Source organism: Gilliamella sp. ESL0405 (assembly GCF_019469205.1).
GTDB lineage: Bacteria > Pseudomonadota > Gammaproteobacteria > Enterobacterales > Orbaceae > Gilliamella.
This window is the reverse complement of sequence record NZ_CP048265.1, coordinates 1,442,288-1,457,665: the sequence shown is the minus strand read 5'-3', so window position 1 is coordinate 1,457,665 and position 15,378 is coordinate 1,442,288. Positions and strand designations below refer to the sequence as shown.

15 protein-coding genes are annotated in these 15,378 nt (G+C 35.6%); 6 read left to right on the top strand and 9 right to left on the bottom strand.

Going from position 1 to position 15,378, the window contains the following annotated elements; all coding sequences use genetic code 11:
* Genes GYM74_RS06360 through nikA form a run of 5 tightly spaced genes read right to left on the bottom strand, consistent with a single transcriptional unit; the run spans position 1 to position 5,006 of the window.
* The gene (locus tag GYM74_RS06360; RefSeq protein WP_220217389.1) at positions 1 to 780 is read right to left on the bottom strand and encodes an ABC transporter ATP-binding protein; all 780 of its coding nucleotides are present in this window, start codon (positions 778 to 780) and stop codon (positions 1 to 3) included.
* Positions 781 to 1,647: an ABC transporter ATP-binding protein gene (locus GYM74_RS06355; protein ID WP_220217388.1), complete on the bottom strand. Its 867-nt coding sequence runs from the start codon at positions 1,645 to 1,647 to the stop codon at positions 781 to 783. It lies immediately after the preceding gene.
* Positions 1,637 to 2,467, bottom strand: coding sequence for a nickel/cobalt ABC transporter permease (gene opp1C / locus GYM74_RS06350; RefSeq protein ID WP_366939815.1), 831 nt, complete (start codon positions 2,465 to 2,467; stop codon positions 1,637 to 1,639). The genes GYM74_RS06355 and opp1C overlap by 11 nt, the downstream gene beginning before the upstream one ends.
* A gap of 2 nt (positions 2,468 to 2,469) precedes the next feature.
* Positions 2,470 to 3,414 (bottom strand): nickel/cobalt ABC transporter permease, encoded by a 945-nt coding sequence (gene opp1B, locus GYM74_RS06345; RefSeq protein WP_255556096.1) that lies wholly within the window; start codon positions 3,412 to 3,414, stop codon positions 2,470 to 2,472.
* 26 nt (positions 3,415 to 3,440) lie between these two features.
* A complete protein-coding gene (nikA, locus tag GYM74_RS06340; RefSeq protein WP_220217385.1) occupies positions 3,441 to 5,006 on the bottom strand; it encodes a nickel ABC transporter substrate-binding protein in 1,566 nt (521 codons plus the stop codon).
* Between the two features lie 305 nt (positions 5,007 to 5,311).
* Here nikA and rhlE point away from each other — a divergent pair, with 305 nt between their 5' ends.
* Together rhlE and GYM74_RS06330 are read left to right on the top strand one after the other, a co-directional pair.
* On the top strand, positions 5,312 to 6,616 hold the full coding sequence (gene rhlE, locus GYM74_RS06335) for an ATP-dependent RNA helicase RhlE (protein WP_220217384.1): 1,305 nt from the start codon (positions 5,312 to 5,314) through the stop codon (positions 6,614 to 6,616).
* A 26-nt stretch (positions 6,617 to 6,642) separates the two neighbouring features.
* Positions 6,643 to 6,984 carry a YggL family protein gene (locus GYM74_RS06330; protein WP_220217383.1) on the top strand — a complete coding sequence of 114 codons (342 nt, stop codon included), beginning with the start codon at positions 6,643 to 6,645 and terminating at the stop codon, positions 6,982 to 6,984.
* Positions 6,985 to 7,052: 68 nt separating this feature from the next.
* Here the strand turns inward: GYM74_RS06330 and GYM74_RS06325 are convergent, their stop codons facing one another.
* Positions 7,053 to 8,645: an ABC-F family ATPase gene (locus tag GYM74_RS06325; RefSeq protein ID WP_220217382.1), complete on the bottom strand. Its 1,593-nt coding sequence runs from the start codon at positions 8,643 to 8,645 to the stop codon at positions 7,053 to 7,055.
* Between the two features lie 358 nt (positions 8,646 to 9,003).
* Here GYM74_RS06325 and GYM74_RS06320 point away from each other — a divergent pair, with 358 nt between their 5' ends.
* Positions 9,004 to 9,864 (top strand): DMT family transporter, encoded by an 861-nt coding sequence (locus GYM74_RS06320; protein ID WP_220217381.1) that lies wholly within the window; start codon positions 9,004 to 9,006, stop codon positions 9,862 to 9,864.
* On the opposite strand, the gene GYM74_RS06315 is transcribed toward GYM74_RS06320, so the two are convergent.
* Both GYM74_RS06315 and yaaA read right to left on the bottom strand, forming a co-directional pair.
* Positions 9,865 to 10,824 (bottom strand): AEC family transporter, encoded by a 960-nt coding sequence (locus GYM74_RS06315; protein ID WP_220217380.1) that lies wholly within the window; start codon positions 10,822 to 10,824, stop codon positions 9,865 to 9,867.
* An 18-nt stretch (positions 10,825 to 10,842) separates the two neighbouring features.
* Positions 10,843 to 11,616, bottom strand: coding sequence for a peroxide stress protein YaaA (yaaA, locus tag GYM74_RS06310; protein ID WP_220217379.1), 774 nt, complete (start codon positions 11,614 to 11,616; stop codon positions 10,843 to 10,845).
* A 76-nt stretch (positions 11,617 to 11,692) separates the two neighbouring features.
* Here yaaA and GYM74_RS06305 point away from each other — a divergent pair, with 76 nt between their 5' ends.
* Both GYM74_RS06305 and rnz read left to right on the top strand, forming a co-directional pair.
* On the top strand, positions 11,693 to 11,920 hold the full coding sequence (locus GYM74_RS06305; protein ID WP_220217378.1) for a YccJ family protein: 228 nt from the start codon (positions 11,693 to 11,695) through the stop codon (positions 11,918 to 11,920).
* A 6-nt stretch (positions 11,921 to 11,926) separates the two neighbouring features.
* A complete protein-coding gene (gene rnz / locus GYM74_RS06300; RefSeq protein ID WP_220217377.1) occupies positions 11,927 to 12,844 on the top strand; it encodes a ribonuclease Z in 918 nt (305 codons plus the stop codon).
* A 24-nt stretch (positions 12,845 to 12,868) separates the two neighbouring features.
* Here the strand turns inward: rnz and argE are convergent, their stop codons facing one another.
* Positions 12,869 to 14,026: an acetylornithine deacetylase gene (gene argE, locus GYM74_RS06295; protein ID WP_220217376.1), complete on the bottom strand. Its 1,158-nt coding sequence runs from the start codon at positions 14,024 to 14,026 to the stop codon at positions 12,869 to 12,871.
* A 267-nt stretch (positions 14,027 to 14,293) separates the two neighbouring features.
* Between argE and GYM74_RS06290 the strand changes: the two genes are divergently transcribed.
* Positions 14,294 to 15,367 carry an HlyD family secretion protein gene (locus tag GYM74_RS06290; protein ID WP_220217375.1) on the top strand — a complete coding sequence of 358 codons (1,074 nt, stop codon included), beginning with the start codon at positions 14,294 to 14,296 and terminating at the stop codon, positions 15,365 to 15,367.
* The last annotated feature ends 11 nt before the right edge of the window (positions 15,368 to 15,378 follow it).

Genomic DNA, 15,378 nt, shown 5'->3' with positions numbered 1-15,378 from the left:
TTAAAAACCTAATACAGATTCAAGAAGTTGCTTAGAATAAGCATTTTTAACATTGCCTAATTGTTCGATATTATCAACATGTTCAACAATTTGTCCCCGATAAAAAAACATGGCTCGATCACAAAGATAAGTGATTGTCGTTAAGTCATGTGTAATAAAGATACTGGTTAAATTTAATTGTTTTTGTAATTCGGACAATAACGATAAAATTTGTGCTTGCACTGAGATATCTAATGAGCTGACCGCTTCGTCGAATAAAATGAATTGAGGCTGACAAGCAATTGCTCGGGCAATACAGATACGTTGTAATTGGCCACCACTCATTTCATGAGGAAATCGGTTAGCAAAAGTATAATTTAAACCAACTTGCTCTAACAGTTCATCAATTCGTTTTTTACGTTGTTTATTAGGTATTTTTTCATAAATATCAATTGGTTCTGCAATAATATTCTCAACGGTAAAATAAGGGTTAACCGAAGCATTATAATCTTGAAATACTGCGCTAAGATTACGTCGCATCACTGACTTTTTCCAGGCTTTTTTTGAAATGTCTTGCCCATTGAAATAGATTTTACCACTGTCGGGTTTTTCCAGTCCAAGGATCAATTTCCCGAGTGTACTTTTACCGCTACCGCTTTCACCGATAATGCCCAGACACTCACCGTGTTTTAACGATAAAGAAACATTATTGATCACTTTAGTTTTTTTTCGACTAAATAATCCTTGATCGGGTTGGACAAATGATTTGTTTAAATTTTCAACTTGTAGTAAAACGGTCATTTAAATGCTCTCCAAGCTAACATTAAGAGGTTTAGGCTTAACTGCAGCGTTGAATTTTGTTACTAATTGTTTTCGAGCATTGATTAAGTACTGGGTATATTGATTTTTAGCATGATAAAAAATCTCATCTCGCGTTCCCTGTTCAACAAGAGCGCCGTCTTTCATTACAATGATTTGATCTGCTATATGATGAATCACACCTAAATCATGTGAAATAAAGATCATGGCTGTTTTTGATTGTTGCTTAATTTGTTCAAACATCTTAAGGATATGATATTGACTAATCGAGTCTAAAGCCGTTGTCGGCTCATCGGCAATAATAAGCTCGGGTTCTAGCATTAGAGCAATTCCGATCATAATTCTTTGCAGCATGCCACCACTTAATTGATGTGGATACTTGTTGTAAATTATCTTAGAATTATCTAAACCGATGGTTTCAATCATGCATAGGGTTTTATTAATTGCTTCACTTTTAGTCATTTTACGGTGAGCAAGTAGCGTTTCAACAACTTGCTTGCCAATACAATAAAGTGGATCAAAAGCATTCATCGGGTGCTGTAGGATAACTGAAATAGTGTTGCCACGAATATTACGTAATACTTCTTTACGTTGTTTCAATAGATCAGCACTTGATGAAAAATGTCTATTTTTTTGTTTTGGAGAAAATAAAACTTCGCCCTTAACTCGAAAATAGGGTTCTAACAAGCCTATAATTGCTTTACATGTTAAGCTTTTACCGCTTCCACTTTCACCCACAATACCCATGCATTGATAATGATCTATACTAAAAGATAGATTATCTAATAGCGTTTTGCCATTACTAAGGGTTACGTTAAGATCCTTGATCTCAAGTAATTTATGACTCATTTGATTTGTCCTTTGGATCGAGAATATCTCTTAAACAGTCGCCTAACATATTAAAGGCTGCCACCACAATTAAAATAGCTATTCCGGGAAAAACCATTTGCATTGGGTGTTGGATCATCACATTTTTTGCCTCGCTCAACATAAGCCCCCATTCAGCCGTAGGGGCTTGAACCCCCAATCCGATGAACGATAACGCCGAAATATTTAAAATAACCCAACCAGTATCTAAAGTTGCTAATACCACCAATTCAGACATAATATTTGGCAATAAATGACGGCGTATGATGAAGGTATTGGATGCGCCAATGGCTCGTGAAAAAAGAATATAATTTTTTCGACTGTGTTTGATTACCGAACTTCGTATCATACGACTATACCAAGCCCATTTAACGACAATATTAGCAATAATAACATTTTCAATTCCAACTCCTAGCACCCCAACTATGGCCAGAATCATCACTTGACTAGGAAAAGACAGCATAACATCACAAAGGCGCATAATGCATTCATCAAGCTTACCACGTTGATAACCTGAAATCAGACCAATAACGGTACCAATGACAATGGTGATTATCATCGTAAGCAGTGATAAAAATAGGGTAGAGCGGATACCATAAAGTAAACGAGAAAAAATGTCTCGTCCTAAATGGTCACAGCCCAGCCAATGTTCGCCAGACATGCTAGCATATTTACGCACTATACGAACTTTATTCGGATCAAATGGGGCAATATAGGGTGCTAAAATCCCAAGAATAATGATTAAAGTAATCAAAACGATACAACACAAAGCCGTTTTATTTTTGATAAGTTGCTTTAGTATAATCATCTGATACCACCACTATCTCGTAAACGAGGATCGAGCAATTGATGAACGACATCAACAATGAAATTACACACCACAAATAAAATCGCCATAATTAAAATATAAGCTTGGATAACCGGATAATCTCGATTCATAATGGCTGAAATACACAAACGTCCAAGCCCCGGCCATGAAAAAATATATTCCACAACAAAAGATCCCGCTATTAATTGGGGAATTGTCATACCTAATGCCGTTATGGTGGTATGTAATGAATTAACTAAGACATGTTTTAAAATAATTGAGCGTTCTTTCAAGCCTCGGCTACGTGCATAAAATACGCTGTAGTTATGCATATTTTCGAGCATATTATTACGAATAAATCGGACGTAGGTTGAGATATAAACGAAAGATAATGTTAAAGTTGGCAAAATTAAATTTTGCCATGTGCCATAGCCGTTAGTGGGTAAAAGATCTAAATAATTGGCAAACAACCAGATAAAAAGCAGACCAAGCCAATAACTTGGCATAGCGGTACCTAAAAATATGATTATCCGTACAATATGATCGAATACCGAATTGGCGAAAATAGCACATAATACGCCTAAAATAACACTTACAATCAATGTAAAGATAAAAGACGAAATGGCTAAAACAACTGTTGGAACTAGGCTACGTAACATTTCATCCCAAACTAATCTGTCACGATGTATAAACGAACGCCCAAAATCAAGGTGAAAGACGTTATATAGCCAGGTAAAGTAACGATTCCAAAAAGGTTTATTTAATCCGAGTTCCTCTCGCATACTTTCAATAGCATCGGGTGTTGGCATGATTTCATTAAGACGCAAAGCAACTTCAGCAGGATCGGAAGGCGCTAAATTGATAAGTAAAAAAGCGATAAATGAGATACCAAATAAAATTGGTATCATCATTATTAAACGTTTTAAGATATAACTTAACATGCTAATTGATCAATAAAACCAGTAGATTAATAGTGCATTTTTTCAAATGGTATATCAAACTGTGAAGGTGCAAATTCGATCCCTTTTAATGATTTTACTGCAATAGCACGATTTCGTTCATATGTTAGTGGGATATAAACCGCTTGATCATGCAGGGTTTGCAGTACATAACGATACAAGTTTTGACGTTCTTGCTCATCAGTCGAAATCAGCGCTTTACTAATACTGGCATCGATCTGAGGTTTGTCTTTTAATCCTTGTTGTGCCATATAGTCGCCGTAAACCGGAAGTTTCATGCCAGATAGGAATGATTGAGGGTCATAAGGCATTCCCCATGAGATATCAAACACCATATCAAAATCGCCGGCTTTTTGACGATCACGATAGCCTTGTTCTTCCTCGCCATGAATATTGAGCTTTAATCCAACTTGCTCAAATTCGTCTTGCATGTATTGTGCAATGGTTTTTTGTGACGCAGTATTACTATCATAGTAAAGGGTAATTTCAAAAGGTTTGCCATCTTTTTGACGGTAATTTTCACCGTTTGCCTTAACCCAACCAGCCTGATCAAGTAATTGTTCAGCTAATTTAGGATTATACTCATACGGTTTCAGCCCTAGATTGGCATAAGGTATATTTGTTGCCATTAAGGTATCAGCTGGCGCCTCACTATTGTTAAATATACCTTCCGATATATCTTTTTTACTAATGATATGCTCAATAGCTTGTCTTACATGGATATCACTTAAAGCTGGTCTTGTGGTATTCATTAAAACAATACGGCTTGAAACAGGCTTAGACATTAATGTCTGAAACTTATCCATTTTGGAAAACCGCTCATAAGAATCAGCATCAACCATGTTTTTACCATAAATGAGATCAATTTCACCTTTTTCCAGTGCCATTAAGCGACTCTGATTATCAGCAATTACTTTCATGGTGACTTTTTTGATTTGCGGCTTATTGCCCCAATAAGTCGGATTAGCGGTAAATATGGCATACTGATCTTTTTTATGATCAGTTAATACATAAGGACCAGTTCCGATATAAGCGTTAACTCCATCTTTGGTTTCACCGTTTTTCATTGAATTTGGGGAAATAAAACGCATAGGGCGTGTCACTGCAATTTCAATCAAAAATGGATAATAAGGTTCGGATAGATTCACCTGCAACGTATAATCATCTATTGCTTTTATATCGGTAATTAAACGCACCATTTCAAGCCATGTATGACGAACTTTATTCGATAGTACAGCATCCCAGTTAAGTTTTGCGCTATGTGCATCGAATTTTGCACCATCACTAAAGGTGACATCTTGTCTCAATTTGAAAGTATAGGTTTTACCTTGATTGGTAATTGTCCAACTCTCAGCTAACCAAGGCGAGAATGTACCATCTTCATTGTAGTGTACTAAAGATTCATAAAGCATGTTTTGTGCCCACATTTCACCGGAATAGAGATGAGGGTTTAAATCACGAATATCACGAAAGTTTGCAAAAGTGATATCATCTTTAGCAAAGCAGTTAATACTAACGGTCGTTAAAATTAACGCTATTAGTATTTTTTTTGTACGGCTGAAATTAAAAAGCATACATAGTCCATTAATCAATTACAATTGGGTGCGAGATAGTAGCATAAATGGAAATGATAATAAATATCATTTAGCTGGTTTTTTATAAAAAACATTTTAAAAATCAGGGTGTTCATTTTTTATAAATTGCTATTTATTGAGTTAAAGCGAAGTAATCGTTACAAAAAATAGTCTTATCTTTTCGACTGTTATTGTTTGATACACAATGTTTTCAATCAGTATCGGTAAATAATCAAACAATTATAGTCGAATTGTTTTATAATAATTTTCGACAATTCAATTTTCGTTTATTTAGGAATCATTTCATGTCATTTGACTCTCTTGGCTTAAATGTCGAGATTTTAAAAGCAGTAAAAGAACAAAACTATACCCATCCCACTCCAATCCAACAAAAAGCCATTCCAGTTATCTTATCAGGTAATGATCTTATGGCTAGTGCACAAACAGGAACAGGTAAGACAGCAGGCTTTGCATTACCCATTTTACAAAAGTTAGTTGAGCAACAAAATAATGCACCACAAAGAACGACAGGTAGAAAAGGTAAACGCCCGTTGTATGCCTTGATCTTAGCGCCAACAAGGGAACTTGCTGCGCAAATTGGCGAAAATATTCGTGATTATAGCCGCTATTTAGCGGTGCGTTCGTTGGTGGTATTTGGTGGGGTAAGTATTAATCCACAAATGATGAAACTTCGAGGAGGAGTTGATATTTTAATTGCCACTCCTGGACGGTTGCTTGATTTGGTTCAACAAAATGCGGTTGACCTTTCAACTGTTAAAATGTTAGTACTGGATGAAGCTGATCGTATGCTTGATATGGGCTTTATTCATGATATTCGACGAGTGATTGCAAAATTACCCAAAAAGCGCCAAAACTTACTGTTTTCAGCGACATTTTCAGATGAAATTAAATCATTAGCAAATACAATTTTACATTCGCCCGAATCGATCGCTGTAGCAAAAACTAATAGTGCATCTGAGCAAATTACTCAATATATTCATCGGGTTGATAAACGGCGTAAACGTGAACTTCTTTCTTATTTGATTGGCAAAAACCAATGGCAGCAGGTGTTAATTTTTACGCGTACTAAATATGGAGCTAATCATCTTGCCGAACAGTTAACTAAAGATGGTATTAAAGCTTCTGCGATTCATGGTAATAAAAGTCAAGGGGCTAGAACCAAAGCCTTAGCGGACTTTAAATCGGGACAAATACGAGCACTCGTTGCTACCGATATAGCTGCGAGAGGGTTGGATATTGAACTATTGCCTCATGTAGTCAATTATGAATTGCCACAAGTAGCAGAAGATTATGTACATCGTATTGGTAGAACAGGGCGGGCATTAAATCAGGGTCAGGCAATATCATTAGTTTGTATTGATGAGCTTCCTCAATTAAAATCAATTGAGAAATTGATTAAAAAAACAATCCCGGAAATTTTTACTCAAGGATTTGAAGTTGATCCTCGAATTAAAGCCGAACCAGTAAAAAAAGCGACAGCCAAACAGGTTCCGGCAAAAAGAAGACGTGTTAGTCAAACACGAACTTCTAAAAATAACCAGAATAGTATGAAGCAATCTAGTCATCATACATATTCTAAAACTAACTAAATTATCTAAAGTAGAAGGATATCATTATGGCTAAGGTTAATCGCAGTCGTCGTTTAAGAAAAAAATTACATATTGAAGAGTTTAAAGAGCTAGGTTTTACTGTCAGTTGGACATTTGACGAAGGCACTAGCGAAGAAACTATTGATAACGTTGTCGATCAATTTATCATTGAAGCGATACAAGCAAACGGTTTGGCTTACGAAGGTAGTGGATATTTAAATTGGAAAGGTATCATTTGTACTCAAAAATTGGGTAATTGTACCGAAGAAAATCGTGACGTTGTCACAAAATGGCTTGAAAGCCATGGGCTTAAAAATGTTAAAACCAGTCCATTAATAGATATTTGGTGGGATGAGTTAGAGTTTTAATTTATCTAAACATAATTAACCTAAAAAATAGCCACAGATGTGGCTATTTTATTAATCAGACGATATCTTTATTCGATCCCTTGGCTGCGCAAGTAATCTTCATAATTACCGGTATAATCAATCACTTTTTCCGGCGTTATTTCAACAATACGAGTTGCTAATGAGCTAACAAATTCACGGTCGTGCGACACAAAAAATAAAGTTCCTTGATATAGCTCTAATGCCATATTTAATGATTCGATCGATTCCATATCCAAATGATTTGTTGGTTCGTCCATGACAATGATATTTGGACGTTGCATCATCAATTTACCAAATAGCATACGGCCTTTTTCACCACCGGAAAGCACTTTAACTTGTTTTTTAATATCGTCTTGAGAAAACAGTAGTCGGCCCAAAATACTGCGAACGGCTTGCTCATCATCGTTGGGTTGTTTCCACTGACTCATCCAGTCAAATACAGTTAAATCTTCTTCAAACTCATATTCATGATCTTGGGCATAATAGCCAATATTGGCATTTTCCGACCACTTTATATCGCCTTGTTCAGGGATAATCTCCCCCATTAATGTTTTTAATAATGTTGATTTACCTATCCCGTTAGTACCCAAAATTGCGACTTTTTCACCCACTTCAACCATGAGATTTAAGTTTTTAAATAACGGGCCATTATCAAAACCTTTGGTAAGGTTTTCCACTACCAAAGCATTACGGAAAAGTTTTTTATCCTGTTCAAAACGAATAAATGGATTTTGCCGACTCAATGCTTTGACTTCTTCGAGTTTGATTTTTTCAATCTGTCTTGCTCGTGATGTTGCTTGCTTAGATTTTGAAGCGTTGGCACTAAAACGACTAACAAATGATTGTAATTCACTAATTTGCGCTTTTTTCTTAGCGTTGTCAGCTAATAGTCTTTCTCGAGCTTGGGTTGACGCTGTCATGTAATCATCATAATTGCCCGGATAAATACGAAGTTCACCGTAGTCCATATCCGCCATATGAGTACAAACCATATTTAGAAAATGGCGATCATGAGAAATAATGATCATGGTACTTTCACGTTCATTTAATGTCTCTTCTAACCAACGAATAGTATCAATATCTAAGTTATTGGTTGGTTCATCGAGTAATAAAATATCTGGATTAGAAAATAGGGCTTGGGCTAATAATACTCGCAGTTTCCAACCCGGAGCGATTTCACTCATTAAGCCGTAATGTTGCTCGATTGGTATACCGACACCGAGTAATAATTCACCTGCACGTGATTCAGCGCTGTAACCATCCATTTCTGCGTATTGGGTTTCTAAATCTGCGACTTTAAAACCGTCTTCCTCACTCATTTCAGGTAATGAATAGATACGATCCCTTTCTTGTTTAATTTGCCATAATTGGGTGTGCCCCATAATTACAGTATCTAGCACGCTAAATTCTTCAAAAGCAAATTGATCTTGGCGTAGTTTACCTAATCGCTCATGTGGATCAAGTGAGACATTGCCAGAGGTTGGCACAAGATCGCCGCCAATAATTTTCATAAAAGTCGATTTGCCGCTCCCATTTGCTCCAATCAGTCCGTAACGATTGCCGTTACCAAACTTAACTGAAATATTTTCAAATAGCGGTTTACTACCAAATTGCATGGTGATGTTGTTTGTACTTAACACAAATGTTTACTCTCTTTAACATGCGCTTGTTCGTAAAAGTTATCAAAAACTTTTTAGCAAAGTCGCAAAAATATAATTTGGCGCACATTATGCCATAATTGAACTTTTTTGAGGATGATTGTTTTTGAAGATGATTGTTTTAAAAATTGCTATTTGTTTAGCAAAGTTTAGGTAATATGACTTATTCGTCGGATTTATAATCCAATATATCAGAAATTATTGTTCTTTATAAAAGCAATCAGTAAATATTTTCATTATTATTTTATCTGTTGTACACAATTCAAATCCCATAATGTTTACAAGTGTAAGATGAATTGATACGATGCAGCCCATTTATCATTCTTTATTGTTATCAATTATGTCTTATCTTATTTTCGTGACCATTGTTTGGTCATTTTCATTTAGTTTAATTGCGATTTATATAAGTGGGCAGGTGGATACTTGGTTTGCTGTTGTGATTCGAGTGTTATTGGCTTTTCTAACCTTTATTCCTTTTTTACGCTTTGGCAACATTTGCCTTAAACAAATGCTGTTATTAATGGGAGTAGGGGCGTGTCAATTAGGGATTATGTACTTTTTTTATTATAACTCTTTTCAATACATATCCGTGCCGGAAGTTTTATTATTTACAATTTTTACGCCAATTTACGTGACTGTCATTTATGATTTATTGCAAGGACATCGTCTCAGAGTAAATTATCTACTTACCGCTGTTTTAGCAGTCATTGGTGCAGCCATTATTCGCTATGATCATATTAGCCAGGATTTTATTATTGGATTTTTACTTGTTCAAGGTGCAAATATTGTCTTTGCTTTGGGGCAGGCTGGTTATAAACGCATTATGGAACTCTATCCTTTACCGCAACATCAAGCATTTGCTTGGGTTTACCTTGGTGCGGTAATTGTCGCAAGTTTAGGGTGGTGGTTATTTGGTGATTCATCCAAATTACCCACAACCAATATACAATGGATAGTCATTGTCTGGCTAGGCGTAATTGCATCAGGGTTGTGCTATTTTTTATGGAATTATGGGGCGACAAAAGTTGATTCCGGTACGTTGGCTATTATGAATAATGTCGTTATCCCGTCAGGCATTTTAGTTAATGTTATTGTTAGTCATCAATCTATTGATTGGGTGCGGTTTTTAATTGGTAGTGCAGTCATCGTTTTAGCATTAAAATTACACTACAAAGTGAAAAGTAATGCTAGCAAGGGTTAATTAAGTAAAAGGTAGTTGCATCATAATCGATAAAATCAACGGTGTTGTAATAGACGACAATGCCGTTGAAATTAGCAAACTCGACGCAATAGGTCCTTGAAGTACTTCAAATTGTCGAGCCATCATATAACAATTTATAGCTATCGATACTGAGCTTAATAAAACAACGACTTGCAGCTCTAGTGTTGGCAATCCGATTATTTTAGCTAAAATATAAGTAACAATCGGTAATATGGCTAATTTTAATATACAAATAGAGCCGGTAAGTAATAATTCATCCCGAATTTTATATTCTGCCAGCCCCATTCCTAATACAATCAATGACAATGGCGCAGTCATATCACTAACCATTTTGGCTGATTTATCAATAAATTGAGGTAATGGTATGCCGGTAAAGTTGACTACAATTCCTACAAAAATACTTAAAATAATTGGGTTTTTTGAGACATTTTTAAAGGCTTTAACAAAACCTTTAGTTGAAAGTTTCCCCATTTGAACAAACTCAGTGCAAACTGTGGCAAGTGTCCAAAGTATCAATGCATTGAAAATAACAATTATGGCAACAATTGGAATGGCGTTATCGCCTAACAACATTTTAATTATCGGTATACCGACAAAGACGGTGTTTGTGTAAATACCGCCCATTGCAAACATAGTGCTTTGAGTTCCATTTAATTTAAAGCATTTCGAAGCAATGATGCAGCCCAATGCAAAAACAATAAAGGAACTTCCAAAAAAGACCAACAACAATTTAATATCGATTTGCGAATGCTCAGAAAAATGGCTCATAATTTGAAAGAGCATAATTGGAAAAGCAATATAAAAAGTAAATTTAGTTAAACTATCGGTTACTGTTTTTTGCCAACGCCCAATTTTAATCGCTAAGTATCCTAATAAGATCAGGACAAATAGGGGCAAAGTCGCTAAAAACTGTTGTCCTAATGTTGTGAAAAATTCCATCTATCTTTGTCTATCGTGTTATGCATGGTTTCGAATAAAGAACCATTCTAATTCAGTTGAACGTTTTGAATCAAACTGATAACCTTCTAAATTAAAACTTTTAATATCATTACTTTGATTAATATTATTTTTGATAATAAATCGGCTCATTAACCCACGGGCTTTTTTGGCATAAAAACTGATAACTTTAAATTCACCTTTGCTTTTATCTAAAAATATAGGGTGGATGATGCTTGCTTTGAGTTGTTTTGCTTTTATTGCCTTAAAGTACTCGTTAGACGCTAAATTGATCAAAGTTGGAGTGGCTGATTGAGCAAGTTCCTTGTTGAGATAATCGGTTAACTTATCACCCCAGAACTGATAAAGATTAGAATTATGACCGTTTTTTAATCTTATGCCCATTTCCAATCGATAAGGTTGGATCAGATCAAAAGGTCTTAATACACCATAAAGCCCTGATAATATTCTTAAATGGGATTGAGCAAAACTCAAATCTTTATCCGTAAAATCTTCGACATGAAGACCTTCGTAAACATCGCCTTTGAATGCTAATATTGCTTGTCTGGCATTATCAGGGGTGAAATTAGCATGCCAATCTTGAAATCGTTGATAATTCACTTCAGCCAACTTAGGACTGATGGACATTAATTTAGCTAATTCATTAGCTGAAAGTTTTTTACACACTTCAACCAACTGTTGAGTTTCTGGCATAAATTGTGGTTTAGAATAATCAGAAGTGATTAATGGACTTTGATAGTCAAGCGTTTTTGCAGGTGAGATGATTGTTAACATAAAGCTATTGCCCTATTGTAATTTGGATGAATTGGGGTTATTTTACACTTAATCTAATCAAATAAGGAGTCTTAATATGAATTCTACCAAAAAAGAAATACATGATATTCGTTCTTGGGCAAGTATTCGCGAAACTTCTATTGAAATTGCAGAAGCTATTTTTGAATTAGCAAACTATGATGAAAAATTGGCTGAGCAGATTTGGTCGGAAGGCAGTGATGAGGTTTTACCGCTAGCATTTTCGAAAACCAAAGCAGATAAACTATTTTGGGGCGAACAAACTATTGAACGCAAAAATATCTAAAACATTATGAAATTAACTTTTTTGGGAACCAGTGCAGGGTCGCCGACACAAGAACGTAATGTCAGTAGTATTGTGTTAGATCTGCGGGAAGAGAGAGGAAAATTATGGCTTTTTGATTGCGGTGAAGGAACGCAATTGCAAATGTTAAAAGCTAAATTAAGCCTTTCAAAACTTGAAGTTATTTTTCTTACTCATCTACATGGCGATCACCTGTTTGGTTTACCCGGTGTACTTACCAGCCGTTCTTTAATGCAACACCAATCTGCTTTAACGTTAGTTGGACCTAAAGGAATTAAGCAATTTATTCAAACAGTTATTGACTTGAGTTATTCATGGCTATCTTATCCGCTTAATATTATTGAATTAGAGCATGATTGTCTGGTTTTCGATGATAATAAGTTTTTTGTCGAAGCAAAATTATTGCAGCATCGAGTACCAAGTTTTGGTTATCGAATTATCGAAAAAGATTTGCCGGCCAGATTAAACATCGATAAATTAAGAGCAGATAATATTGATATTGGCCCACTTTATTCACTTTTGAAAGCGGGGCAGAGTGTAACGCTTAATGACGGTCGAGTGATTAATGGTTTTGACTATCTGGATGAAGTGAGGAGCGGGAAAAAGATTGCTATTTTAGGCGATACTATCCCTTGTGATGCCTCGATTGAATTAGCAAAAGAAGTAGATCTATTAGTTCATGAGGCAACGCAAGAACATGCACTTGAAGAAAAAGCACTTGAGCGAGGGCATTCTACCACTATTCATGCAGCAACGATTGCTAAGCAAGCCAATGCTAAACGACTGATTATGACACATATTAGCCCTAGATATAGTTTGGAGAAAAATGAAAAATTAGTGAACGAAGCAAAAAGCATATTTAATAACAGTGAAATAGCTATAGATTTTGCTTCATTCAATATTTAATTTCTTTTACTTAGATCCGGCTAATTAAAGGCAAAAATCTTTAATCAATCTCTCAAGTGTCATTTTTGTTGGTTTCAAAAAGTCCATTGAAATAAATTCATCTGGTTGGTGTGCTTGTTCAATTGACCCTGGACCGAGCACAATGGTTGGCGAAATTTGATTTAGGTAGGGTGCTTCAGTACTGTAATTGACAGTTTGTGCACTGTGACCAACCAGTTTTTCAATATGCTGTAGAGCCGGATGATCTTTTTTACATTCATAGCCGGGAATTGGTGAAACTTCGTACTCAATAGCAACCCGATTTGGGTATTGTTCCATAACTGGTTTTAGCGCTTCACAAAGTGCGTTATATAACGAATCAACATCATTATTTGGTAAAACACGAATATCAATAATAAGTTCACAGCATCCACATATACGGTTAGCCGCATCTCCTCCATGAATAACACCCAAATTAAGCGTTGGATAGGGCACGCTAAACCCGTCATTATGATATTGCTCTTTGAATTTTTGTTTAAGGATTAATAAACGTTCAATGACTAAATGCATTACCTCAATAGCATTAATTCCTTTATCGGGATCACTTGAATGTCCCGATTTACCAATCACTTTTATCGAGTTAGAGATAAATCCTTTATGTGCTCGTATCGGAATTAATGAAGTCGGTTCGCCGATTATGGTACAGTCGGGTTGAAGTTGGGTATTTCTGGCGAAAAATGATGCACCGGCCATGGATGTTTCTTCATCGGCAGTAGCAAGAACATATATTGGTTTAGTTAATTTTTTTAGATCAATATCGCGCAGCGCATCTAAGATAAAAGCAAAAAAGCCTTTCATATCGGCTGTACCTAAACCATACAATTTATTGTCTTCTTCAGTTAATTTAAAAGGATCTTTAGTCCATTGACCGTCATCAAACGGAACAGTATCACTATGTCCACTTAATAATAATCCACCTTGTGTTTTATTATCGCTGTTGGAGTAGGTTGCTAACATATTGAATTTTTGGCGCGTATTAGGAACGGGCTGAATTTCAATTGTAAAGCCTAACTCTTCAAACCATGTTGCTAATTTGTCGATTAAAGGTTTATTGGAATAATCTAATTTTTCATTAGAAACATTGCTAATTGTTGGTGTTGAGATTAATTCGTTATAAAGCGTTAAAAAAGAGGGTAAAGCCATGAAATTCACCTTTAAATATAAATATACAATAGATCCATTTAGAATTATCTAAGCATAGCATTTACTTCATTATTTGCCTATAACTAACCGATAGAGTTTAATCGCTTAGCTAAAATTAGCTTTTATTGCGCTTATTTCATGTCTTGATTTAATTTATAATAAACATTTGCTATTATTTAACAAATTATGGACAAATAGCATATAACGATTAATTCTTTCGTTAAGCTTGATATTAAAAATTAATCAGTTTAAAACAAGGTATTGGTTATGAAAAAAATAAGCAAAAAATGGATTATTATTGTACTTGTTATTATTGCTATTAGTTTTATTTTATGGCAACAATTTAAACCTGAAGGTTATGGCGCCGATTTTACCAATGGAAATGGGCGTATTGAAGCAACTGAAATTAATATTTCAACTAAATTAGCCGGAAGAATTGAAAAAATTAATGTCGATGAAGGCGATTTTGTTAAAGCAGGCCAACCGCTTGTTGTGATGCAAACTGATACTTTGCAAGCACAATTGAATGAGGCTCAAGCGCAGCTTTTGCAAGCAGTCAGCAATGAAACTAGTGCGAAAGCTCAAGTCGCCATTAAAATCAGTGATAAAGCAGTCGCATCAGCAGTAGTGAATCAATATGCCAGTGATTTAGATATCGCCGAAAAACATCTTCAACGAACAAAAACCCTTTCCCAAAAAGGGGCATTATCCATACAGCAATTAGATGATGATACGGCGAAAGTAAACAGTGCCAAAGCTACCCTAGATTCGGCAAAATCCAAAGTAGTTGCTGCCGATGCAGCAATTGACGTTGCTAAAGCTGAATTACAAAGCGCTCAATCTGCTATCCAAGTTGCTCAAGCGAGTATAAGACAAATTCAAGCAGACATTGATGATAGTACTTTAACTGCGCCTGTTGATGGACGTATCCAATACCGTATCGCTCAATTAGGGGAAGTTTTACCTTCTGGAGGTAAAGTCTTAAATTTAGTCAATTTATCTGATGTTTATTTAACCTTCTTTTTACCTGAAACGATAGCCGGGAAAGTAGCCATTGGTGATGAGGTAAGACTGGTACTTGATGCGCTACCTGAAAAACCAATCTCAGCCAAAATCTCTTTTGTTTCTAGCGTCGCTCAATTTACTCCGAAAACAGTGGAAACCAAAGATGAGCGTCAAAAATTGATGTTTAGAGTAAAAGCCCAATTAAGTCCGGAATTATTGAGATGTTATATCACTCATGTTAAAACAGGATTACCTGGCGTTGCTTGGGTTCGACTTGATCCTAAAACTGAATGGCCAGCCGGCTTATCTGATATTGCTAAATGTCCAACAAAATAATTGGAGATAGC